The 21,876-nt window shown below is 60.3% G+C and carries 20 protein-coding genes and 1 riboswitch; of the genes, 12 read left to right on the top strand and 8 right to left on the bottom strand.

What is annotated here, in order from left to right; all coding sequences use genetic code 11:
* Positions 1-540: 540 nt before the first annotated feature.
* Positions 541-2,562 carry an excinuclease ABC subunit UvrB gene (uvrB, locus tag J1C59_RS13115; RefSeq protein ID WP_128086114.1) on the top strand — a complete coding sequence of 674 codons (2,022 nt, stop codon included), beginning with the start codon at positions 541-543 and terminating at the stop codon, positions 2,560-2,562.
* Positions 2,563-2,567: 5 nt separating this feature from the next.
* On the opposite strand, the gene J1C59_RS13110 is transcribed toward uvrB, so the two are convergent.
* A complete protein-coding gene (locus J1C59_RS13110; RefSeq protein ID WP_128086113.1) occupies positions 2,568-3,470 on the bottom strand; it encodes a gluconeogenesis factor YvcK family protein in 903 nt (300 codons plus the stop codon).
* 204 nt (positions 3,471-3,674) lie between these two features.
* A riboswitch (molybdenum cofactor riboswitch) is annotated at positions 3,675-3,808 on the top strand.
* On the opposite strand from J1C59_RS13110, the gene moaA reads away from it, so the two are divergent.
* The 5 genes from moaA to moaE all read left to right on the top strand — a co-directional run bounded on the left by moaA (position 3,798) and on the right by moaE (position 6,503).
* Entirely contained in the window at positions 3,798-4,784 is a 987-nt protein-coding gene (moaA, locus tag J1C59_RS13105) for a GTP 3',8-cyclase MoaA (RefSeq protein WP_111139824.1), read from the top strand. It overlaps the preceding riboswitch by 11 nt.
* A gap of 14 nt (positions 4,785-4,798) precedes the next feature.
* Entirely contained in the window at positions 4,799-5,314 is a 516-nt protein-coding gene (gene moaB, locus J1C59_RS13100; RefSeq protein ID WP_128086112.1) for a molybdenum cofactor biosynthesis protein B, read from the top strand.
* A gap of 11 nt (positions 5,315-5,325) precedes the next feature.
* Positions 5,326-5,811 (top strand): cyclic pyranopterin monophosphate synthase MoaC, encoded by a 486-nt coding sequence (moaC, locus tag J1C59_RS13095; RefSeq protein ID WP_128086111.1) that lies wholly within the window; start codon positions 5,326-5,328, stop codon positions 5,809-5,811.
* The gene (gene moaD, locus J1C59_RS13090) at positions 5,804-6,049 is read left to right on the top strand and encodes a molybdopterin synthase sulfur carrier subunit (RefSeq protein ID WP_128086110.1); all 246 of its coding nucleotides are present in this window, start codon (positions 5,804-5,806) and stop codon (positions 6,047-6,049) included. Before moaC ends, moaD begins: the two co-directional genes overlap by 8 nt.
* A gap of 1 nt (position 6,050) precedes the next feature.
* On the top strand, positions 6,051-6,503 hold the full coding sequence (gene moaE, locus J1C59_RS13085; protein WP_128086109.1) for a molybdopterin synthase catalytic subunit MoaE: 453 nt from the start codon (positions 6,051-6,053) through the stop codon (positions 6,501-6,503).
* 66 nt (positions 6,504-6,569) lie between these two features.
* Here moaE and J1C59_RS13080 read toward each other — a convergent pair whose 3' ends face one another.
* Complete coding sequence (locus J1C59_RS13080) at positions 6,570-7,355, bottom strand: OBAP family protein (RefSeq protein WP_128086108.1); 786 nt, start codon at positions 7,353-7,355, stop codon at positions 6,570-6,572.
* 106 nt (positions 7,356-7,461) lie between these two features.
* On the opposite strand from J1C59_RS13080, the gene J1C59_RS13075 reads away from it, so the two are divergent.
* A complete protein-coding gene (locus J1C59_RS13075; RefSeq protein WP_140917148.1) occupies positions 7,462-8,556 on the top strand; it encodes a DUF1615 domain-containing protein in 1,095 nt (364 codons plus the stop codon).
* 195 nt (positions 8,557-8,751) lie between these two features.
* Positions 8,752-9,459, top strand: a complete 708-nt coding sequence (locus J1C59_RS13070; RefSeq protein WP_111139831.1) for a Bax inhibitor-1/YccA family protein — start codon at positions 8,752-8,754, stop codon at positions 9,457-9,459.
* A gap of 48 nt (positions 9,460-9,507) precedes the next feature.
* On the opposite strand, the gene J1C59_RS13065 is transcribed toward J1C59_RS13070, so the two are convergent.
* Genes J1C59_RS13065 through J1C59_RS13055 form a run of 3 tightly spaced genes read right to left on the bottom strand, consistent with a single transcriptional unit; the run spans position 9,508 to position 12,475 of the window.
* Positions 9,508-10,473: a lysylphosphatidylglycerol synthase domain-containing protein gene (locus J1C59_RS13065; RefSeq protein ID WP_128086106.1), complete on the bottom strand. Its 966-nt coding sequence runs from the start codon at positions 10,471-10,473 to the stop codon at positions 9,508-9,510.
* Complete coding sequence (gene clsB, locus J1C59_RS13060) at positions 10,473-11,717, bottom strand: cardiolipin synthase ClsB (protein WP_128086105.1); 1,245 nt, start codon at positions 11,715-11,717, stop codon at positions 10,473-10,475. Before clsB ends, J1C59_RS13065 begins: the two co-directional genes overlap by 1 nt.
* On the bottom strand, positions 11,714-12,475 hold the full coding sequence (locus tag J1C59_RS13055) for an endonuclease/exonuclease/phosphatase family protein (protein WP_111139834.1): 762 nt from the start codon (positions 12,473-12,475) through the stop codon (positions 11,714-11,716). Before J1C59_RS13055 ends, clsB begins: the two co-directional genes overlap by 4 nt.
* Positions 12,476-12,654: 179 nt before the next feature.
* Here J1C59_RS13055 and J1C59_RS13050 point away from each other — a divergent pair, with 179 nt between their 5' ends.
* From J1C59_RS13050 to J1C59_RS13035, 4 genes are all read left to right on the top strand, one after another.
* Positions 12,655-13,047: a YbhQ family protein gene (locus J1C59_RS13050; protein ID WP_140917149.1), complete on the top strand. Its 393-nt coding sequence runs from the start codon at positions 12,655-12,657 to the stop codon at positions 13,045-13,047.
* A 215-nt stretch (positions 13,048-13,262) separates the two neighbouring features.
* Entirely contained in the window at positions 13,263-14,624 is a 1,362-nt protein-coding gene (gene rhlE / locus J1C59_RS13045; protein WP_140917150.1) for an ATP-dependent RNA helicase RhlE, read from the top strand.
* A gap of 2 nt (positions 14,625-14,626) precedes the next feature.
* A complete protein-coding gene (gene dusC / locus J1C59_RS13040; RefSeq protein ID WP_140917151.1) occupies positions 14,627-15,577 on the top strand; it encodes a tRNA dihydrouridine(16) synthase DusC in 951 nt (316 codons plus the stop codon).
* 71 nt (positions 15,578-15,648) lie between these two features.
* Positions 15,649-16,839, top strand: a complete 1,191-nt coding sequence (locus J1C59_RS13035; protein ID WP_140917152.1) for an MFS transporter — start codon at positions 15,649-15,651, stop codon at positions 16,837-16,839.
* 19 nt (positions 16,840-16,858) lie between these two features.
* Here J1C59_RS13035 and J1C59_RS13030 read toward each other — a convergent pair whose 3' ends face one another.
* The 3 genes from J1C59_RS13030 to J1C59_RS13020 all read right to left on the bottom strand — a co-directional run bounded on the left by J1C59_RS13030 (position 16,859) and on the right by J1C59_RS13020 (position 21,782).
* Complete coding sequence (locus tag J1C59_RS13030) at positions 16,859-18,460, bottom strand: inorganic phosphate transporter (RefSeq protein WP_128086931.1); 1,602 nt, start codon at positions 18,458-18,460, stop codon at positions 16,859-16,861.
* A gap of 174 nt (positions 18,461-18,634) precedes the next feature.
* Positions 18,635-19,753: a L,D-transpeptidase family protein gene (locus tag J1C59_RS13025; protein ID WP_140917153.1), complete on the bottom strand. Its 1,119-nt coding sequence runs from the start codon at positions 19,751-19,753 to the stop codon at positions 18,635-18,637.
* 214 nt (positions 19,754-19,967) lie between these two features.
* Complete coding sequence (locus J1C59_RS13020) at positions 19,968-21,782, bottom strand: glycoside hydrolase family 15 protein (protein WP_128086914.1); 1,815 nt, start codon at positions 21,780-21,782, stop codon at positions 19,968-19,970.
* Between the last annotated feature and the right edge of the window lie 94 nt (positions 21,783-21,876).

Raw genomic sequence — 21,876 nt, 5'->3', positions numbered from 1 at the left:
CGACAGCGCAAAATTGCAGAATTATCCGTCACTGACCCGCGCGAAATTTAACGCAAAAAAAATTATTTTCGGGGCCGCGGGCGGGCAGGGAAAAATTATACACAGCTGATGGCGGCGGGGCTGCCGTCACTTATCCACCATTCCTGTGGATAACCTTGTGCATTAGGTCATGAAAACCAGTTGGAAGCGAGGAAATACGGGGCCTGGTAACATAATGATGAGAATCTGGCCTTATAGCCTTACGCTAATAAAATCAGTTGGTTATCAAAAAACAAGCCTGCAAATTCTCTGTCAGGTAACCGAACTGTAATTTTATGACGTTCTATTGACAAATGTTAAATCCGATCCTCTCCTGGGGATAACCTTGCGCAACAAACTTTGCACCGGGTCAGCGTCATTGCCGAGGCGGCAATGATCGCGCCTCTCGCCTCCACATTGCACCATTACTGTTTTTATATCCAGTATTTTTTTCTGGCAAAATCACCATAGCAGAGTAAAATAAGTGCCTGCCCGCCGACTTCTCCAGCAGGAACTGCATTCATGAGTAAAGCCTTTAAATTGAACTCCGCCTTTAAACCTTCGGGCGACCAGCCTGAGGCGATCCGTCGCCTGGAAGAGGGGCTGGAGGATGGACTGGCCCATCAGACGCTGTTGGGGGTGACCGGTTCCGGCAAGACCTTTACCGTCGCCAACGTGATTGCCGACCTTAATCGTCCGACCATGGTACTGGCACCGAACAAGACGCTGGCGGCCCAGCTCTACGGCGAGATGAAAGAGTTTTTCCCGGATAACGCCGTGGAGTTTTTCGTTTCTTACTACGACTACTATCAGCCGGAAGCCTACGTGCCCAGCTCCGACACCTTCATCGAAAAAGATGCGTCGGTGAACGAGCACATCGAGCAGATGCGTCTCTCGGCAACCAAGGCGCTGCTGGAGCGGCGCGATGTCATCGTGGTGGCCTCGGTTTCGGCGATTTATGGTCTGGGCGATCCCGATCTCTATCTGAAAATGATGCTGCACCTGACCCGTGGCATGATCATCGATCAGCGCAGCATCCTGCGTCGCCTCTCCGAGCTGCAGTACACCCGCAACGACCAGGCGTTCCAGCGTGGTACTTTCCGGGTGCGCGGCGAGGTGATCGACATCTTCCCGGCGGAATCGGACGATATCGCCCTGCGGGTTGAGCTGTTCGACGAAGAGGTGGAGCGGCTGTCGCTGTTTGACCCGCTGACCGGCCAGGTTGATTCGGTGGTGCCGCGCTTCACGATCTACCCCAAAACGCACTACGTGACGCCGCGCGAACGCATCCTGCAGGCGATGGAGGAGATCAAAGTGGAGCTGGCGGATCGCCGCCGGGTGCTGCTGGAGAACAACAAACTGCTGGAAGAGCAGCGCATCACTCAGCGAACCCAGTTTGACCTGGAGATGATGAGCGAGCTGGGGTACTGCTCGGGCATCGAAAACTATTCGCGCTACCTCTCTGCGCGCGGACCGGGCGAAGCGCCGCCGACGCTGTTTGACTACCTGCCCGCCGATGGCCTGCTGGTGGTGGATGAGTCCCACGTTACCATCCCGCAGATTGGCGGCATGTACAAAGGCGACCGGGCGCGTAAAGAGACGCTGGTGGAGTATGGTTTCCGCCTGCCGTCGGCGCTCGATAACCGTCCGATGAAGTTTGAAGAGTTTGAGGCGCTGGCCCCGCAGACCATCTACGTCTCGGCGACGCCGGGCAAATATGAGCTGGAGAAATCGGGCAACGAGGTGGTGGATCAGGTGGTGCGTCCGACCGGCCTGCTGGATCCGATCATCGAAGTGCGGCCCGTGGGCACCCAGGTCGACGATCTGCTGTCGGAGATCCGCCAGCGCGTGGCGATCAACGAACGTATCCTGGTGACGGTGCTGACCAAGCGTATGGCGGAAGATCTTACCGAGTATCTGACCGAACATGGCGAGAAGGTGCGCTATCTGCACTCGGATATCGACACCGTCGAGCGTATGGAGATTATCCGCGACCTGCGTCTGGGAGAGTTTGATGTGCTGGTCGGCATCAACTTACTGCGTGAGGGGCTGGATATGCCGGAAGTGTCGCTGGTGGCGATTCTGGACGCGGACAAAGAGGGCTTCCTGCGCTCTGAGCGCTCGCTGATCCAGACCATCGGTCGTGCGGCGCGTAACATCAACGGCAAGGCGATCCTCTACGGCGATAAAATCACGCCGTCGATGGCGCGTGCTATCGAAGAGACCGAGCGCCGCCGTGAGAAGCAGCAGCTGCACAACGAGAAGAATGGCATCGTGCCGCAGGGCCTGAATAAGAAGATCACCGATATTCTGGAACTCGGCAACAACGTGGTGAAAACACGCGGCAAAGCGAAGCCGGCCCGCCCGGGCGAAGCTCAGGCGCAGGCCGATCTGATGACGTTAACGCCGCAGGCGTTGCAGAAGAAGATCCACGAACTGGAAGGGCAGATGCAGCAGCATGCACAGAACCTGGAGTTCGAGCAGGCGGCCAGCGTGCGCGATCAGCTGCATGAGCTGCGCACGCTGTTTATTGCGGCCTCGTAGGGCCGTTAAACGCCCTGAATGGCGTGTTCCAGCGCCACCCGCAACAGCTGGCGGTCGTGACGATAGCGGATGTCGGCGGCCTCCAGCGGTTCACGGACAATCAGGCGATTCCCGATGCCGTCGGTCGCCACCGCAGGACCGACGACCACAGCATCGATCACCCGCTTGCCGATATAACGCTCCATCATCTGCAGCTTGTCGGCGACCGTCAGGCTGGCGGCGGCCGGGCTCAGTTCGCGGCCCAGATTGCCGATGAAGACCATGGTGGCGGGCGTGCGGCGCAGCGCCTGCGCCATCTCCTCCATCAGCAGGATCGGCATCAGGCTGGTGTAAAAGCTGCCAGGCCCGATCAGGATCAGATCCGCCTCCGCGATGGCCTGCAGCGCCTCCCGCGTGGGCTGCACGTTGGGATGCAGCATCAGCTCCTGCGGCGGCTGCTTCATCTCGTCAATCGCGGTCTCGCCATACACCATATTGCCTTCGGCATCCATCGCCACCAGGTCCACCGGCTGCTCCGACATCGGGATTAGAAAGGCATCCACCTTCAGCAGGTTGCGGATGATGTTAATCGCCTCCAGTGGACGCACGCTCAGCTGATCCAGCGCCCGCAGCATCAGGTTGCCGAGGTTATGTCCGGCCAGCTCGCCGTTGCCGGAAAAGCGATACTCGAACATCGCCGACGCAACGCTGGGTTCCGCAATCAGCTGATTAAGGCAGTTGCGCATGTCGCCCCAGGCGATGCCGCCCTCGGAACGCCGGATACGGCCGGTTGACCCGCCGTTATCGGTGGTGGTGACGATCCCGGTCAGACGCGAGCCCAGCGGGGAGAGGGCAGACATGACGCGGCCTAAACCGTGTCCGCCACCCAGTGCCACAACGCGATCAAGATCGGCCAGTGTGCGATTCATACTTCTCCTTAAAATCCGTTCGCGTGGCGAGGCTCTAATCGCTAAGCCCGCGCGGATGACTTGCGTCAAAATCTGGCGGGTATTTTAACGTATCCTGTCGTGAAAATGCGGTGAAAATTCGATATGTATAAGATTATATAGCGAAAACAGCACATGGAAGAGTGGCGTAAATCACGCTACCATCATGGTTACCGCGCTGATCAACGGGTCAGCGTACACTCAAGCCTGAATGCCTACGTCTGCGGATAGGGGGTTCAGGCCGTAGCCTCTGAGCTGCCAGGGTGCAGGAAGAAATGACTGCATCTCCCAATCTGGAAAGGTGTTCTGGTGTCACAATTTACTGATGCATACGCGCGTAAGTTCTATTACCTGCGCCTGTCGGTCACGGATGTCTGTAATTTCCGCTGTACCTACTGTCTTCCTGACGGCTATAAACCGCAGGGAATTCGTAACAAAAGCTTTCTCTCACTGGATGAAATCCGTCGCGTCACGCGCGCCTTTGCCGCCGCCGGGACGGAAAAAGTGCGGCTGACCGGTGGCGAGCCGTCGCTGCGCCGCGACTTCACCGACATCATCGCCGCCGTACGTGAAAACGCCGCGATTCGTCAGATTGCGGTGACCACCAACGGCTACCGGCTGGCGCGCGATGTGAAGCAGTGGCGCGAGGCGGGGCTGACCGCGCTCAACGTCAGCGTCGACAGCCTGGATGCGCGCCAGTTTCACGCCATCACTGGCCAGGATAAGTTTCATCAGGTGATGAGCGGCATCGACGCGGCGCTGGACGCTGGCTTCCGCCAGGTGAAAGTCAACAGCGTGCTGATGCGCGACCTCAACAGCCGTAATCTCGCCACCTTCCTGGACTGGATCCGCACCCGGCCGATCCAGCTGCGCTTTATCGAACTGATGGAAACCGGCGACGGCGGTACGCTGTTCCGCGATCAGCACGTTTCCGGCACCGTGATCCGCGATCAGCTGATCGCCCAGGGCTGGCAGCGTCGCGAAAGCGGGCGCAGTGACGGCCCGGCGCAGGTCTTTTATCATCCCGACTATGTCGGTGAAATCGGCCTGATCATGCCTTACGCCAAAGATTTCTGTGCCAGCTGCAATCGCCTGCGCGTGTCGGCGCAGGGCAATCTGCACCTCTGTCTGTTTGGCGATGGCGGCGTGCCGCTGCGCGATCTGCTGGCGTCCGACGATCAGCAGGCCGAACTGCAGGCGCGGATTGCCAGCAGCCTGGGGCAGAAAAAGCAGACGCACTTCCTGCATCAGGGCAACACCGGCATCACACAGAATCTCTCTTACATTGGTGGCTAATTTCAGGAGGAAGTATGGGTAAATCCGCCAGCGAATTTCAGGCCGTACAGATTGCGGTGATGACGGTCTCCGATCGTCGCGATGCCAGCAACGATACGTCCGGCGACTATCTGCGCGCCGCCGCCGCGGAAGCGGGCCATGCGGTGGTCGATCACGCCATCGTGCCGGAAAATCTCTATCGTATTCGCGCCACGGTGTCGCGCTGGATTGCCAGTGACGATGTGCAGGTGGTGATCATCAATGGCGGAACCGGCTTTAACCTGAAAAACAGCACGCCGGAAGCGCTGCTGCCGCTGTTTGATCGCGAAATTGACGGGTTTGGCGAACTGTTCCGGATGATCTCCTATGAAGAGATTGGCGGCTCGACGCTGCAGTCGCGCGCCGTTGCCGGTCTGGCTAACGGGACGCTGATTCTGGCCGTGCCGGGCTCCACCAGCGCCTGCCGCACGGCCTGGGAGCGCATTATCGTGGATCAGCTCGACGCGCGGACTGCACCCTGCAATTTTGTCTCACATCTGAAGAAACGGTAAGAACGGTACGTATGTCTCAACTCACACACATTAACGCGGCGGGCGAAGCACACATGGTGGATGTCTCCGCCAAAGCCGACACCGTGCGCGAAGCGCGGGCCGAAGTGCGGGTGCTGATGCAGCCGGACACGCTGCAGATGATCATCGAAGGCCGTCACCACAAAGGGGATGTTTTCGCCACCGCGCGCATCGCCGGGATCCAGGCCGCGAAGCGCACCTGGGAGCTGATCCCGCTCTGCCATCCGCTGATGCTGAGCAAGGTGGAAGTTAATCTGGAAGCGGAACCGGAGCACAGCCGGGTGCGCATCACCTCGCTCTGCCGTCTGACCGGCAAGACCGGCGTAGAGATGGAAGCGCTGACGGCCGCCTCGGTGGCCGCGCTGACCATCTACGACATGTGCAAAGCGGTGCAGAAGGACATCGTTATCGACCAGCTGCGTTTAATCAGCAAAAGCGGCGGCAAAAGCGGCGATTTTCAGGCGGTGACGCATGATTAACGTGCTGTTTTTTGCCCAGGTGCGTGAGCTGACCGGCACCGCGTCGCTTGAGGTGGCTGCGGACTATCCGGATGTGGCCACGCTGCGCGCGGCACTGGCCGATCGGGACGACCGCTGGGCGCTGGCACTGGAGTCGGGCAAACTGCTGGCTGCCGTGAATCAGACGCTGGTGCCGATGACCCATCCGCTGCATGACGGGGATGAAGTCGCCTTTTTCCCGCCCGTGACCGGAGGCTGAGATGGAGACGCAGATTCGGGTTGGCCCCGCGCCTTTCGATATGGCAGAAGCTTATCGCTGGCTGGCGGCCTGTGATGAGGATGGGGCGGTCGTGACCTTTACCGGCAAAGTCCGCAATCATAATCTGGGCGATGACGTCGCCGCGCTGACCCTGGAGCACTATCCCGGCATGACCGAGAAAGCGCTGCAGGAGATCGTCGACGCGGCGCGTGAACGCTGGCCGCTGCAGCGCGTCACGGTGATCCACCGTGTCGGTGAGCTGTTTCCCGGCGATGAGATCGTGCTGGTGGGCGTCACCAGCGCCCATCGCGGCAGCGCCTTTTCTGCCGCAGAGTTCATCATGGATTACCTGAAGACCCGCGCACCGTTCTGGAAGCGCGAAGCCACAGAGCAGGGCGACCGCTGGGTGGATGCCCGCGACAGCGACCATCAGGCCGCGCAGCGCTGGGAGTAGGCCTGCCGGTTCAGCGGGACGCGCGAGCTGCCCGCTGCGCGATCCCGCCAGCCTGTCAGGCCTTCTTTATGGCTGTTTCAGCTGCTCCGCCGGACCAAATTCCGTTTTACCGTGGCTGTGCTCACCGCCACCCGCCGTTCGCTTCAGCTGAATCACCTGACCCTGCTGCCACGCGTTGGCGCCCGCCGCCGCCGGATGCGCGACGATATCCGCCCGTCCGGCCCGGATCGCGTTGGTATCAACATCAAACCGGCGATCGCGATCGGCCAGCAGTCGCGAATCCATCTGCCCATCCGCGGTAAAGCCCATCATCAGCGCCGGAATGCCGATCGGCAGCGTTTTGTCGCGATCGGTGTGCCAGGTGTGCCAGGTTTTGCCGTAGGTGTTGACGATGCGCGTCATCAGGGCGTGGTCGGCGGCCTGCGGCAGGCCGGGCGCAATCAGCGTGCCTGACTTCACCTCATACTGGTGGCTGTGCCACAGCTTCTTCTCGTCGGGCGGCAGCGTGTTAAACAGCCGCTCGCTGATGATGTATTCGACCCCCATCAGCCGCGCGTCGCGTGTGTTGCCGTCGTAAATCACCGCCTGCATCACGTCATCGTTCAGCACGGTGACATAGTGGTGCGCCTCCATCTGACCGTTTTTATCGCCGTTGTAAAAATGGAAACCGTCGAGGTAGGTGTTAATGGCGGCAATCGGCGGGCGCGACTGCAGCACGCTGGCGCCGCTCTCCAGCACCTTCAGCGAGGAGGAGGTGGGTGCACCCGGTGAGTGCACCTGCGCGGGCGTATTATTGGCGCCACAGCCGGTTAATAACAGGCTGAACGCCGCCGCTGGCCAGAGTTTAAACATCGTCAGTTCCTTTACCGTTAAAAAAGCTAACCTTAGTTCAGTTCTCTCCTGCCTGCGCAGCGCGGGCGATGATAGAGTAGGGCTTTCGTCAATTCTGAGGACAGGTATGTCATTTACTCCGATTCTGCAACGTCTGACGCTGGTCGCCGCACTGGTGCTGGCAGGCTGTAGTAGCAAAAAAACGCCTGAGGCCCCGGTCCGGCAGCCCGACGATGTCAAAGCGCAGATCCAGCGGCTGCTGCCACCGCACGTCAGCAATAAAGCGGCGTGGCGCGACGACATCTACACCACCTTCCGCACGCAGCAGATCGATCCCAGCGTCAGCAATCTCTGTGCGGTGATCGCCGTCGCGGATCAGGAGAGCAACTTCAGCGCCGAAGCCGCCGTGCCGGGCCTGTCAAAGATCGCCTGGGGTGAGATCGACCGCCGGGCGGCAAAAGTACACGTCCCCGCCTTCCTGGTGCGCACCGCGCTGCAGATTAAATCGCCGACCGGCGAGAGCTACGCCGCCCGGCTGGATAAAGTGCGCAGTGAAAAAGAGCTGAGCGCGATTTTTGACGACCTGATCGATATGGTGCCGATGGGCCAGACGCTGTTTGGTCATCTCAACCCGATTCACACCGGCGGACCGATGCAGGTCAGCATTGCCTTTGCCGAAGCGCATGCCAAAGGCTATCCGTGGCCCGTCGATGGCACCATCCGGCGCGAAGTCTTTACCCGTCACGGCGGGATCTACTTCGGTACGATGCATCTGCTCGGTTACCCGGCGGACTATACCCAGCCGCTCTATCGCTTCGCCGATTTCAATGCGGGCTGGTATGCGAGCCGCAACGCGGCGTTCCAGGCGGCGGTGGCGCGCGCGACCGGGATGAAGCTGGCGCTGGATGGCGATCTGATCCTCTATGGATCGGATGCGGCAGGCAGCACGGAGCTGGCGGTGCGGACGCTGTCGAAGCAGATTGATATGAGCAACAGCGCGATTCGTCGCGATCTGGAAAAGGGGGATAAGGAAAGTTTCAGCGACAGTACGCTCTGGAAACAGGTCTTTACCCTGGCGGATAAGATGGCCGGCCGCCGGTTACCGCGCGAAATGCTGCCGGGCATTAAGCTCGAAAGCCCGAAAATCACCCGTAACCTCACCACGGCGTGGTTTGCGCAGCGCGTCGACAGTCGTTATCAGCAGTGTCTGTCGCGGCGCTAAGCGGCAGGTTGTGGCGCAGTTGAGCTGAGCTGTGCCACACTTAGAGACGGTGCCGGCAGGCGCGGCAGATGGCCGCCGTTCTGTTCCGCGCTCAGCCGCTTCCGGTCGTACAGACCGTGGAGGCTGACCCTGGCGGCCCCGCATTAAACCGGCTTCCTGCGGGAAGCGCGTTCCCATTTTAACAAGAGGTGCATCATGGACCGATATCCACGAAATGATTCTATCGTTCAACCCGCCTCGCGCGGGCTGCAGGCCTATATGGCTCAGGTCTATGGCTGGATGACATGCGGCCTGTTACTGACGGCGTTTGTCTCCTGGTTTGCGGCCCGTACGCCAGCAGTGATGGAGCTGGTGTTTGCTAACCGCATCACCTTCTTCGGGCTGATAATCGCGCAGCTGGCGCTGGTCTTTGTTCTTTCCGGTATGGTTCATCGTCTGAGCGGGGCGGTGGCAACCGGGCTGTTTATGCTCTATTCAGCGCTGACCGGCCTGACGATGGCGAGCATCTTCCTGGTTTACACCTACTCCTCTATCGCCAGCACCTTCTTCGTCACGGCGGGGATGTTTGGTGCGATGACCTTCTACGGTTACACCACTAAACGCGACCTGACCCGTCTGGGCAGCCTGCTGTTTATGGCGCTGATTGGTATCCTGCTGGCGTCGCTGGTGAACTTCTGGCTGAAAAGCCCGGCGCTGATGTGGGCGATTACCTATATCGGGGTGGTGGTGTTTGTGGGCCTGACCGCCTATGACACGCAGAAGCTGAAAAACATCGGTGAGCAGATCGATGCCCGCGACACGGAAAACCTGCGCCGCTACTCGATTATGGGCGCGCTGACGCTCTACCTCGACTTCATCAACCTGTTCCTGATGCTGCTGCGGATCTTCGGCAACCGCCGCTAAGCTGAGAATACACGGAGGGAGGCGCAGCGGCTGCGCCTCCCTTTTTTATTACGACTTCTGCAGCTTCTGTTCGTTCTTCTGACGCAGATGCTTTGCCCGACTCTCCAGCCCCAGATAGAGCACCAGCGCCAGCAGCAGCGGCAGAATAAAGTAGAGCACGCGATAGGCCAGCAGCGCCGCAATAATGGTGCCGTGCGAGGCGTGCTGACCGCTGAGCAGGGCAAGGAAGACCGCTTCCAGAACGCCGATACCGGCCGGGATATGAATGATCACGCCCGCGATACTGCTGATCAGCAGCACGCCCAGCACCATCGGATAACCGACGTCACGCCCCAGCAGCAGCCAGATAATCGCACCCATCACCATCCAGTTGGCGCAGGAGACGGCGAACTGCAGCAGCGCCATACGCAGTGAGGGCAGCTGCAGCGTCTGGCCTTTGACCGTCCAGCGGCGCTGTTTCGAGAAGGCGCAGGCCCAGAGATAGACCGCCACCAGCACCAGCAGGACGACGCCAGTCAGCCGCAGCGTGGTCTCGCCGATAAACCAGCCGCCGGGGATCGACACCATACCCGCACTGAACACCACGCCCGCCAGCAGGATATAGCCCAGCCAGTTGGTGGCGATACTCAGGGAGAAGATGCGGGTGATGGTGCCGCTGTCGAGCCCCAGCCGGGAATAGAGCCGGTAGCGCATGGCGACGCCGCCCACCCAGGTGCTCAGCGTCAGGTTAAAGGCGTAACAGATAAACGACACCAGCATCACCTGCCGCTTTGCCAGCTTGTGGCCGCAGTAGGCGCGGCCAATCAGGTCATAGCAGCCATAAACCAGGTAACTCAGCACCACCAGGCCGGCGGCTGTCAGCACCACAAAGCGGTTGTAGTTGACGATGACGTCATAAACATCTTCCCAGTTTACTTTGCGGGCGTAGACCACCAGCAGCACCACGACCGCGATGAAGAACAGCACGGTGAGGATTTTTTTGGCGAGTTGCCAGCGTGGATGTTTTTTTGCCATCAGGATTTCGCTCCAGGGTTGTCAGCTTCAATGCGATCCTGAGTTTCAATTTCAGGCTGAACCGGCGCGGCGACCTGCGCCAGACGCGGGGTATGCGCGGGCAGCCAGCCCGCGATGGCCGGGAAATGACGCAGAAAGTGGAACACCACCACGCTTTTACTCAGTTGCCACCAGTTACGTGGCGGCAGGCGATCTTCCTGCACACGCTGACAGTCGTGGGTTATCAGCGCATCCAGATTGTCACGCAGCGTCTGGTTAAAGGGGCGATCGTGGATGATCAGGTTAGCCTCCAGGTTCAGCGACAGGCTGAGCGGATCGAGGTTGCTGGAGCCAACGGTGGCCCAGTGATCGTCGCAGACCGCCACTTTGCCGTGCAGCGGGCGACGGATATATTCATAGACCTCCACGCCGCCATCCACCAGATAGTTGTAGAGCAGTTCTGCGCCCACCTTCACAATCGGCATATCCGGCTCGCCCTGAACGATCAGCTTCACGCGGACGCCGCGCTGCGCGGCATTGCGCATCTCACGCAGCAGCCGGTAGCCGGGGAAAAAGTAGGCGTTAGCGATAATCACCTCCCGTTTCGCCTTGCGCAGCATCTCCATGTAATGCTTTTCGATGTCATCGCGATGCTCGTCGTTGTCGCGATAGATGTAGAGCACCTGCGCATCGCCCGGTGTGGTGTTCACCGCCGGACGATGAGAGCGCCCACCCCACCAGCGGCGGGTAGGCTGTTCGCTGCCGATCGCCTGCTGCAGATAGCGGGCGATATCGCCCACCACCGGTCCTTTGACCTGCACCGCGTAATCCTGCTTCGCCTCCGGGCCATAATCGGTATTGTGCTCGGCGGAGAAGTTGATGCCGCCGACAAAGGCCACCACGTCATCCACCACCACGGTTTTGCGGTGCAGACGGCGAAACACGTTGGTGCGCATCCCCATCACCAGCGGACGTGGATCGTAATAGATAAAGCGCACGCCCGCGCTGGTCAGGCTGTTCACGAACTGATCGGAGAGCTCGGCGGAGCCGTAACCGTCGACCATTACCTCGACCCGGACACCCCGCTGGGCCGCCGCCAGCAGTTCACGGTGCAGGGCGTTGCCCACCTCATCCTCGAACAGGATAAAGGTTTCGATGAGCACCGTACGCTCCGCCCGCTGGATCGCGCCAAAGACCCGTGGGAAAAACGCTTCGCCATTCTCCAGCAACAGCAGCCGGTTGCCGTCCTGCCAGTTAAAATTCATAGGTGAATCTCCACCGCCAGCGGCGCGTGATCGGAAAGGTGTGACCAGGGTTTACGCGGCAGCGCCCACGGATGACTGACGGTGGCGTTGCGGACATAGATGCGGTCGAGCCGCAGGATAGGGAAGCGTGCCGGGAAGGTGCGCGCCGGGCGTCCGGTCTTCATGCTGAATACCTCTTTCAGGCCTGCGCCCTGTTTTAAAATGGCGTTGGCGCGTCGCTGCCAGTCGTTGAAATCGCCCGCCACAACGACCGGAGCATCGGGCGGCAGAGAGGTCACCATTTCACAGATTTTTTTCATCTGCGCGTGACGATGGGCCTCCTTCAGACCCAGATGCACGCAGATAACGTGCAGCGTGCCGTGCGGCTCGGGCAGGGCGATCTGACAGTGCAGCATGCCGCGATTCTCGCTGCCCGCGACCGAAATATCGCGGTTCTCATACTCAGTAATCGGGAAGCGCGACAGCACCGCATTGCCGTGATGGCCCTCGGGATAGACAGCATTGCGCCCGTAGGCATAGTCGTTCCACATGGTGTCAGCCAGAAACTCGTAATGGGAGGAGGCGGGCCACGCTTCATGGTTAAGCGAATGAATAGCGTGGGTGCCCATCACCTCCTGCAGAAAGACCACATCCGCCGCCGTGGCGCGAACGGCTTCGCGTAATTCCGGCAGGATGAAGCGGCGATTAAAAGGGGCGAAACCCTTGTGTGTATTGATCGTCAGGACTTTTATTGAAAATCCTTGCTGGTTTTGTGGCATACTCGCGACGCGCTCCTTTTCATCATCAACAGAATCAAAGTGTAGTCTTTGTCACAAATGGAGGGGGAAGGCGCGCGATATTTAGGGCGTTATCCGAAAATTGTTTTACATTGAGGAAACCGTTTCCGGCTTGTGCCGGTAGCACTTGGGCGACCTGTTGGGTCTGCCAGGAGAAATGAATGAAATGGTCTAATCGTATTCAAATCATTACGGGTCAGACGCTGATGCATATCGTGATGCATCTGCTGGTCATCGCGGCACTCATCTGGGGCTGGAAGCATAAAGCGCTGGTGGATGTCTGCAGTGTGCTGGTGGCGATGTATGCAGTGGTGTTTGTTGCCATGCTGGTAACACAGCGCATCGCACGTTTACGGACGCTGGGTGATTATTTTGAAGAAGCGACCACCACTTACTACTTTGGCGCCGCCATGATGACACTGTTTCTGGTGTCGCGGATCTACCACAACAACCTGCTGCTGGCGTCTCTCGGCGTAGTGATGTTGCTGGGCCCGGCGCTGGTCTCGCTGCTGGCGAAAGAGCCGGCGCGGCGAATCGAAAACAAACGTAGCTAAGCTGAAGGCCACCGCGAGGTGGCCTTCCTGTTTTCAGCGCCTTAAGTTGTCAGTAAATGTGAGCTATCTCGCACACTTCATTTAAAGCTGCTACACTCGGCCGCTTACGCATCGTAGTTTGTGCCCTTTTCACGCGTCAGCCCCAGCTGCCGTCATTATCCCTCTGAAAACTACACCGTGAATCACGGTCAGAGCGGACCGGAGTAAATCACGTAATGTCTTTTGACTCTCTCGGCCTGAGTGCCGATATTTTGCGCGCGGTTGCCGAACAAGGCTACAGCGAACCTACACCTATCCAGCGCCAGGCGATTCCTGTGGTGCTGGCCGGCCGCGATCTGCTGGCGAGTGCCCAGACCGGCACCGGCAAAACAGCCGGTTTTACCTTACCGTTATTACAGAAACTCTCTGACAGTGCGAAACCCGTGCGTGGCCGTCGCCCGGTGCGCGCCCTGATCCTGACCCCGACTCGTGAACTGGCCGCGCAGGTTGGCGAAAACGTCAGCGACTACAGCAAATACCTGACCCTGCGCTCGATGGTGGTGTTTGGTGGCGTCAGCATCAACCCGCAGATGGTAAAACTGCGCGGCGGCGTTGATGTACTGGTCGCGACCCCTGGCCGTCTGCTGGATCTGGCGCACCAGAATGCGGTTGACCTGTCGCAGGTCGAAGTGCTGGTGCTGGATGAAGCGGACCGGATGCTCGATATGGGCTTCATCCACGACATCCGTCGCGTGCTGGCGCGCCTGCCGGCCAAACGTCAGAACCTGCTGTTCTCCGCCACCTTCTCTGACGAGATCAAAGGCCTGGCGGAAAAACTGCTGACTAACCCGGAGATGGTGGAAGTTGCTCGTCGCAACACCGCCTCTGAGCAGGTGGCCCAGCAGGTGCACTTCGTGGATAAGAAGCGTAAGCGGGAACTGCTGTCTCAGCTGATCGGCGAAGGCAACTGGCAGCAGGTGCTGGTCTTTACCCGTACCAAACATGGCGCGAACCACCTTGCCGAGCAGCTGGGCAAAGATGGCATTACCGCCGCCGCTATCCACGGCAACAAGAGCCAGGGTGCCCGTACCCGTGCGCTGGCCGACTTTAAGTCAGGCGCGATCCGTGTCCTGGTCGCGACCGATATCGCCGCGCGCGGCCTGGATATCGAAGAGCTGCCGCACGTCGTGAACTACGAGCTGCCGAACGTCGCCGAAGATTACGTTCACCGTATTGGTCGTACCGGCCGTGCGGCGGCCACCGGTTCCGCCCTGTCGCTGGTCTGCGTGGATGAGCACAAACTGCTGCGTGATATCGAGCGTCTGCTGAAGCGCGAGATCCCGCGCCTGGCGATTGCCGGTTATGAGCCGGATCCGAGCATCAAAGCGGAACCGATCATCAACGGTCGTCAGCAGCAGTCACGCGGTGGTGCAGGCGGTGGCCGGGGTCGCGGCCAGGGCGGGCAGGGTGCAGGCGCACCACGCTCATCCGGCGAACGCCGCCCTCAGGCGCGTCGTCAGGGCCAGCCTGCTCCGCAGGGCGATAAGCCCGCGTCCCGTCCGCGTCGTCCTGCTCCGAAGCGCACCGGAAACGTCTGATAATGCGGGTTTTACTGGCTCCGATGGAGGGCGTACTGGATTCACTGGTGCGCCAGCTGTTGTCAGAAGTGAACGACTACGACCTCTGTATCACAGAGTTTCTGCGCGTGGTCGACCAGCTGCTGCCGGTAAAATCCTTTTATCGCCTCTGCCCCGAACTGCATCACGCCAGCCGCACGCCCTCCGGCACGCGGGTGCGTATGCAGCTGCTGGGGCAGCATCCCGACTGGCTGGCCGAGAACGCCGCACGCGCGGTGGCGCTGGGCTCCTGGGGTGTCGATCTCAACTGCGGCTGTCCCTCTAAGCTGGTCAACGGCAGCGGAGGCGGCGCAACGCTGCTGAAAGATCCCGATCTGATTTATCGCGGCGCGAAAGCGATGCGCGAAGCGGTGCCTGCGGATTTGCCGGTGACGGTGAAAGTGCGGCTCGGCTGGGACTCCAGCGCTCGCAGCCTGGAGATTGCCGATGCGGTTCAGCAGGCCGGTGCCAGCGAACTGACGGTGCACGGGCGAACCAAAGAAGAGGGCTATCGCGCAGAGGCGATCAACTGGCAGGCGATTGGCGAGATTCGTCAGCGGCTGCGTATTCCGGTGATTGCCAACGGCGAGATATGGGACTGGCAAAGCGCGCAAAACTGTATGGCGGTGACCGGCTGCGATGCGGTGATGATTGGCCGTGGCGCCCTGAACATCCCGAACCTGAGCCGGGTGGTCAAATATAACGAGCCGCCGATGGCCTGGCCTGACGTGGTGCGGCTGCTGCAGAAATACAGCCGCCTGGAGAAGCAGGGCGACACCGGCCTCTACCATGTGGCCCGCATCAAGCAATGGCTCGGCTATCTGCGCAAAGCCTACAGCGACGCCGACGGTTTGTTCAGTGAAATCCGGGCGTTAAAAAACTCGGGCGACATCGCGCAGGCGATCGATCGTCACGCGAGCGTTAACGGTTTGTGATAAAAAATCAGGCGACCCGCGGATCGCCTGACGGTATAGTGGGCCAAACTTCCTGACCCGCCAAACCTGCTATGTCTGACATCGCCGGGCTGAGCAACAGCCAGCTCAACAAACGCATCCTTTCTGTCATTATCTTCACCTTCTTCTGCTATCTCTCTGTCGGACTGCCGCTGGCGGTGCTGCCGGGCTTCGTCAAAAATCACCTGGGCTTCAGCTCCTTTACCGCCGGACTGATTATCAGCATTCAGTATTTTGCCACGCTGCTCAGCCGCCCGCAGTCGGGACGCCTGGCCGATCGCCTGGGGCCAAAGCGGGTGGTGATGCTGGGGCTGCTCTGCTGCGGCATGAGCGGCGTGCTGACCCTCCTGGCCGCGCTGATGAGCGGCTGGCCGTGGCTGAGTCTGGCGCTGCTGGCCACCGGCCGGCTGTTTCTCGGGGTGGGTGAGAGCTTCAGCAGCACCGGCTCCACGCTGTGGGGCATGAATATCGTCGGGCCGCTGCAGACGGCGCGCGTCATCTCCTGGAATGGCGTGGCAACCTATCTGGCGATGGCCGTGGGTGCGCCGCTGGGCGTGCTGCTGAACAGCGTCGCGGGCATGAGCGGATTTGCCGGACTGATTGCGCTGATGGGCATAGGTGGCTATCTGATGGCCAGCCGCAAACCGGCGGTCACGGTCAGCGTCGGCGAGCGCATTCCGTTTCATCGCGTCTTCTCCCGCGTCTGGCTTTATGGCCTGGCGCTGGGGTTTGGCACGATCGGCTTTGGCGTGATCGCGACCTTTATCACGCTCTATTTCGCCAGCCGTGGCTGGCAGGGCGCCGCCTATGCGCTGACGCTCTTCAGTCTGGGCTTTGTGCTGGTGCGGCTGGGGTTTGGTCGCTTTATTACCCGCTTTGGCGGCCTGCGCGTCTCGCTCTGCTCTTTCCTGCTGGAGGCGCTGGGGCTGATGATGATCTGGCAGGCGGACAGCGCCTGGCTGGTGGGCGCAGGCGCGTTTCTCACCGGCAGCGGGTTTTCGCTGGTCTTTCCTGCGCTGGGCGTGGAGGCGGTTAAGCGGGTCGAACGGCAGGATCAGGGCTCGGCGCTGGGCACCTATTCCGCCTTTCTCGATCTGGGTCTGGGATTAACCGGCCCGGTGGCGGGCCTGCTGATCGGGCACTGGGGGATGCAGTCGGTCTATCTGGCCGCCGCCATGATGGTGCTGGGCGCGCTGCTGATCACGCTGCGGCTCTGGCAGCAGCAGCGGCTCGCCACCGGCTAATCGGCGAGCCTGTGGCGGGTCAGAAATGGGTAAAGAGCCAGTAGAGCAGGGCGGAGAGCAGCACAGATACCGGCAGCGTTAAGACCCAGGCGACGGCCAGATTGCGCAGCGTTGAGAACTGCAGGCCGGAGCGGTTCGCCGCCATCGTTCCCGCCACGCCGGATGACAGCACATGGGTGGTGGAGACCGGCAGGCCTAAGCCATCGGCTGCCCCGATGGTGGCCATCGCCACCAGCTCGGCGCTGGCGCCCTGGGCATAGCTCAGATGGGTTTTCCCGATCCGTTCGCCCACCGTGACCACAATCCGGCGCCAGCCCACCATCGTGCCCAGTCCCAGCGCAATCGCCACCACCACTTTTACCCACATCGGGATAAAGCGGGTGGCGCTGTCGAGTTCCGTTTTGACCGCTTTGAGGTTCCGCGCCGTCTCCGGCGGCAGGGCCACCTTCGCCGTCTGCAGATGTTTGATCGACTCCGAGGCGAGATACATCTGGTTGCGGGTGTTGGTCACCGCCTGCGCCGGAATGTTATCCATGGAGCCGTAGCGACGGATCTGATCGCCCACTTCGCTGAGCGTCTCCGCCAGCGCCGGTAGCACGCTGGCATTCATCCGGTTACTGCCGACAAAACCGGTCAGCACGTCGCGGGCCACCGGCGACGGCGTGGCAGCCGGTTGCAGCAGCAGCAGCTGATGGGCCGTTACCTCCGTCAGCGCGGCCACGCGCGGGATCTGATCGGCGGGCAGCGATCGGTTAAGGGCGTAGGCGATCGGCATGGTGCCGACCAGGATCAGCATAATCAGCCCCATCCCTTTCTGCCCGTCGTTGGAGCCGTGCGCGAATGATACTCCGGTACAGGTCAGGATCAGCAGCCCGCGGATCCAGACCGGCGGTGGCTGATCGCTCTCCGGTGCCTGATAGAGCTGGCGATTGCGGATAAAGAGCTTCATGACCCAGAGCAGCAGCCCGGCGCAGACAAAACCGACCACCGGCGACAGTAGCAGGGCGTAGCCGACCTTGAGCGCCTGATCCCAGTCTACGCCGCTCAGTCCGCTGCGCCCGTGCAGCATCGCATTGGCGACGCCGACGCCGATAATCGAGCCAATCAGGGTATGGGAGGAGGAGGAGGGCAGGCCGAAATACCAGGTGCCAAGGTTCCAGATAATGGCGGAAAAGAGCAAGGCATAGACCATCGCGAAGCCGTTGCCGCTGCTGGCCTGCAGGATCAGCTCAACCGGCAGCAGCGAGATAATGCCGAACGCCACCACGCCGCTCGAGAGCAGCACCCCCATAAAGTTACAGAAACCGGACCAGATCACCGCCGCGCCCGGCGTCAGCGAATGGGTATAGATCACCGTGGCGACCGCGTTAGCGGTGTCGTGAAAACCGTTGACGAACTCAAAACCGAGCGCAATCAGCAGCGCCAGCCCCAGCAGAAAAAAGGGCAGGTAGCTGGTCACCGGCATATTGGTCTCTTCCACGTCATTGACCAGGTTCAGTCCGGCAAAGGCCAGTCCGGCGATCAGCAGAAGGAAAAACAGCGGTTTGCTGAAGCGGCTGTTTTTGCCGCTGAAGTCGGGGCGGCCGCGGGTGGATGAGGAGGAGAGACTGTTTTCGCTCATGGTGTACCTCAGGTCACTGATGCCGGATGCCGATTGCACCAGGTCAAAGCAGTGTGATACGCGCTTTATATGACAGAAAAATGATGGGCGGGCGGAGAAAATACGCAGAAATTGCCTTAATTCAGGCAAAAAAAAGCCAGCGACGGGCGCTGGCTTCCGGAGGCAGAGAGGCGATTACGAGTTGCTGTTCGCCGGGGTTGCCGGTGCGGCCTGGGTGACCGGGGCCGCCGGTGCCGCGGTGTCGGCTGGCTGCTGCGGCTGGGCCGCATCGCTGTCCGCGCCCTGCGGCGTCACCGGGGTCATTGGCTCTTCCTGTGGCTGAGCCTGTGAGTTTTCCGGGACCTGAACCGGCGCGGTCTGGATGTTGTTTTCCACACCGTTCACTTTCACAGGCATACCGGTACGGCTCTGAATCGCGCCGTTGACCTGATCCTGATTGACGCTGGCATCAACCAGCACTTTGCTCACGGCCTGGGTCAGTGTAATCGGCACCAGTTCACGGGAGTTAAACTGCTCTTCGGTGGTCGAGAGCGGGTTGTGCACTTCGACATAACGCGAACCGTCTGGCTCTACCGTCGCTTTCACCGGCTGGTCGACGAACTGAACGCGCGTACCGACCGGCACGTTCTGGAACAGCCATTTGATGTCGTCGGCGCGCAGACGCACACAGCCGTGGCTGACGCGCAGGCCGATACCGAAGTTGGCGTTGGTGCCGTGAATCGCATAAAGGCGGCCGATGTAGAGGGCGTAGAGGCCCATCGGGTTATCCGGGCCAGCCGGGAAGACCGCTGGCAGCGTTTCACCGCGTGCCGCGTAGTCCGCATGCATGCCTTTGGTTGGCGTCCAGGTCGGGCCATCTTTCTTGCGTTCTACGGTAGTGGTCCAGTTGATCGGGGTATCTTTACCCAGCTCACCGATACCAATCGGCAGAACCACCACGGTTTTGCTGCCTTTCGGATAGTAATAAAGACGCATCTCCGCGCTGTTAATCACGATGCCTTCACGCGGAGCGTCAGGCAGGATCAGCTGCTGTGGGATGATCATTTTGCTGCCAGCCTTAGGCAGATAAACGTCAACGCCCGGATTGGCTTCCAGCATGTTGCTGAGGCCCATCTGGTATTGCGCCGCAAAAGCTTCCAGCGGCAGCTTGCTGTCTTCAGGGACAGTAATTTCAATATTTTCCCCGATCAGACGGCTGTTGGCCGGCGGTAACGGGTAAACCACAGCAAAGGCGGACTGGCTGAACGCCGCCAGAGCCAGTGCGATTGAAGCGAAAGCGCGAATGATTTTCATATTTTACAATTCTTTATCGCCATATTTCAGGCTGTTCAGTGTGTCGAATCTATGCCGGCCAATGTGACCTGCTGCGCATTATATGTTCATTAATCTGACGTTGTGAATCGGGATTTTAACCTGCCTGCAATACTTTACGTAAATTCACCGCGGATGTTAGCCCATTTCCGAAAAACCGGACGCATAAAATGAGGCTTTCCGGCGTGGCCGGGGGCTAAGGTTGCCACTGCGTCTGTTCACCGCTGAGTTTCCGGTTCAGGAAAAAGGCGGCACTGATCAGCGCCAGATGGGTCAGCGCCTGCGGGGTATTTCCCAGCGCATGACCGTGACTGTCGAACTCCTCTGCGTAAAGGCCCAGCGGATTGGCGTAACTCAGCAGCTTCTCAAATTCGAAATGCGCCTCCTGCACCCGGCCCGCACGCGCCAGGCACTCGACATACCAGAAGGAGCAGGCACCAAAGGAGCCTTCGGTGCCATTCAGGCCATCGGCGGGCGTCTCATGGATATTGTAGCGTCGCACCATGCCGTCGCTGACCAGCTGGGTTTTGATCGCATCCAGGGTAGCAATCCAGTCCGGATCGGTGGCGCCGACGAAGCGCACCAGCGGCATCAGCAGCATCGAGGCGTCGAGGTAGTCCCCGTGCCGGGTCGAAACGAAGTGGCCGCGTTCGGCGTTCCAGAAGTTCGCCCAGATATCTTCCCGGATCGCCCGGCGGGCACGATCCCAGCGCTCATAAGGCATCGGCAGCGATCGCTTCATGCCCAGGCGCAGCGCGCGGTCCATCGCCACCCAGCACATCAGGCGTGAATGAAGGAAATGCTGCGGCTCGCCGCGCATCTCCCAGATCCCGGCATCGGGCTGATCCCAGTTTTCGCTCAGCCAGTCGATCATGCTGACGACATACTCCCAGCCGCGCTGGGAGATCGCCTCGCCATATTTGTTCGCCAGATAGACCGCATCCATCAGCTCGCCATAGATATCCAGCTGGGTCTGCTGCCAGGCATCATTGCCGATGCGCACCGGCCGTGAGTCGGCATAGCCAGAGAGATTGAGCAGCTCCATCTCATGCAGCTCCGTGCCGCTGTCCAGCCGGTACATCACCTGCAGACGCATCTCATCATGATGGCTGTTAGCGACGCAGCGGCCCACCCATTCGGTAAAATGTTTGGCTTCATCGACGTAGCCCAGACGCATCAGGGCATACATGCTGAAGGAGGCGTCACGGATCCAGGAGGCGCGATAGTCCCAGTTGCGCTCACCGCCCAGCTCCTCCGGCAGGCCAAAGGTCGCCGCGGCTGCAATAGAGCCATGCTGATGTGAGGTCAGGAGTTTCAGCACCAGCGCCGAACGCTGCACCATCTCGCGCCAGCGGCCCTGATAAGTACTCTGTCCGCTCCAGTGTCGCCAGTATCTGAGCGTCTCTTCAAAGCAGTGTTCGGTAGCCAGCGCTTCGATATGCGCATCGTCTACGCTGCCAAATTCAAACTGCGCATGTTCGCCCGCCTGCAGCGTGAACGCTGCCGATGCGCCGTCCTGCTCCAGCGTCATGACCACGCTGCCCGCCAGCCGCAGCGACGGCTGACCTTCGGCGTGAAAATCGATACAGCCGTTGTGCGCTTCCGCCTGGGTCTCTGCGCGGGCATAGTCGTGGCGGGGAGAACAGCGCAGGTTGAATGTCGCACTGCCGCGCACCATCTTGACCCGGCGGATCAGGCGCGGCAGCTTGCTTTTATCGTCGCAGATGGGCATGTAGTCGGTGATCTCGGCCACGCCTTTCTCATCAAGCCAGCGGGTCTGCAGAATATTGGTATCGGGCAGGTAGAGTTGCTGACGTCGCGCATCGGGCCAGTCGGGCGCCAGTGAGAAAAGTCCGGCATCATCGCCGTCGAGCAGGGCAGCGAAGACCGAGGGACTGTCCAGTTCAGGCCAGCAGAGGTAGTCAATGGTGCCGTCATTGGCGACCAGCGCACAGGTACGCAAATCGCCGATCACGCCGTGCTCTTCAATCTTACGTTTTACCTTACTCATCCTTATCTCCCTGTCAGTGTCCTTTTAACTATAGCCGAGACGGCTGATGCGGCTGCGTTCGGGCACAGATGGTTAACCGCACAGGCGGCAGAAC

Source organism: Pantoea deleyi (genome assembly GCF_022647325.1).
In the GTDB taxonomy this organism is placed as follows: domain Bacteria; phylum Pseudomonadota; class Gammaproteobacteria; order Enterobacterales; family Enterobacteriaceae; genus Pantoea; species Pantoea deleyi.
Note: the sequence above shows the minus strand (reverse complement) of the source record. Positions and strands in the feature narration are given on the sequence as shown.

Excerpts from the sequence above, each read along its gene's own strand:
- J1C59_RS13055 (WP_111139834.1), bottom strand. The coding sequence starts at position 12,475 with ATGCCACAAAACCAGCAAGGATTTTCAATAAAAGTCCTGACGATCAAT.
- uvrB (WP_128086114.1), top strand. The coding sequence starts at position 541 with ATGAGTAAAGCCTTTAAATTGAACTCCGCCTTTAAACCTTCGGGCGAC.
- rhlE (WP_140917150.1), top strand. The coding sequence starts at position 13,263 with ATGTCTTTTGACTCTCTCGGCCTGAGTGCCGATATTTTGCGCGCGGTT.
- J1C59_RS13080 (WP_128086108.1), bottom strand. The coding sequence starts at position 7,355 with ATGTTTAAACTCTGGCCAGCGGCGGCGTTCAGCCTGTTATTAACCGGC.
- J1C59_RS13030 (WP_128086931.1), bottom strand. The coding sequence starts at position 18,460 with ATGAGCGAAAACAGTCTCTCCTCCTCATCCACCCGCGGCCGCCCCGAC.
- clsB (WP_128086105.1), bottom strand. The coding sequence starts at position 11,717 with ATGAATTTTAACTGGCAGGACGGCAACCGGCTGCTGTTGCTGGAGAAT.
- moaB (WP_128086112.1), top strand. The coding sequence starts at position 4,799 with ATGGGTAAATCCGCCAGCGAATTTCAGGCCGTACAGATTGCGGTGATG.
- J1C59_RS13065 (WP_128086106.1), bottom strand. The coding sequence starts at position 10,473 with ATGGCAAAAAAACATCCACGCTGGCAACTCGCCAAAAAAATCCTCACC.
- moaC (WP_128086111.1), top strand. The coding sequence starts at position 5,326 with ATGTCTCAACTCACACACATTAACGCGGCGGGCGAAGCACACATGGTG.
- J1C59_RS13025 (WP_140917153.1), bottom strand. The coding sequence starts at position 19,753 with ATGAAAATCATTCGCGCTTTCGCTTCAATCGCACTGGCTCTGGCGGCG.
- moaD (WP_128086110.1), top strand. The coding sequence starts at position 5,804 with ATGATTAACGTGCTGTTTTTTGCCCAGGTGCGTGAGCTGACCGGCACC.
- J1C59_RS13110 (WP_128086113.1), bottom strand. The coding sequence starts at position 3,470 with ATGAATCGCACACTGGCCGATCTTGATCGCGTTGTGGCACTGGGTGGC.
- J1C59_RS13035 (WP_140917152.1), top strand. The coding sequence starts at position 15,649 with ATGTCTGACATCGCCGGGCTGAGCAACAGCCAGCTCAACAAACGCATC.
- J1C59_RS13020 (WP_128086914.1), bottom strand. The coding sequence starts at position 21,782 with ATGAGTAAGGTAAAACGTAAGATTGAAGAGCACGGCGTGATCGGCGAT.
- J1C59_RS13075 (WP_140917148.1), top strand. The coding sequence starts at position 7,462 with ATGTCATTTACTCCGATTCTGCAACGTCTGACGCTGGTCGCCGCACTG.
- dusC (WP_140917151.1), top strand. The coding sequence starts at position 14,627 with ATGCGGGTTTTACTGGCTCCGATGGAGGGCGTACTGGATTCACTGGTG.
- J1C59_RS13050 (WP_140917149.1), top strand. The coding sequence starts at position 12,655 with ATGAAATGGTCTAATCGTATTCAAATCATTACGGGTCAGACGCTGATG.
- J1C59_RS13070 (WP_111139831.1), top strand. The coding sequence starts at position 8,752 with ATGGACCGATATCCACGAAATGATTCTATCGTTCAACCCGCCTCGCGC.
- moaE (WP_128086109.1), top strand. The coding sequence starts at position 6,051 with ATGGAGACGCAGATTCGGGTTGGCCCCGCGCCTTTCGATATGGCAGAA.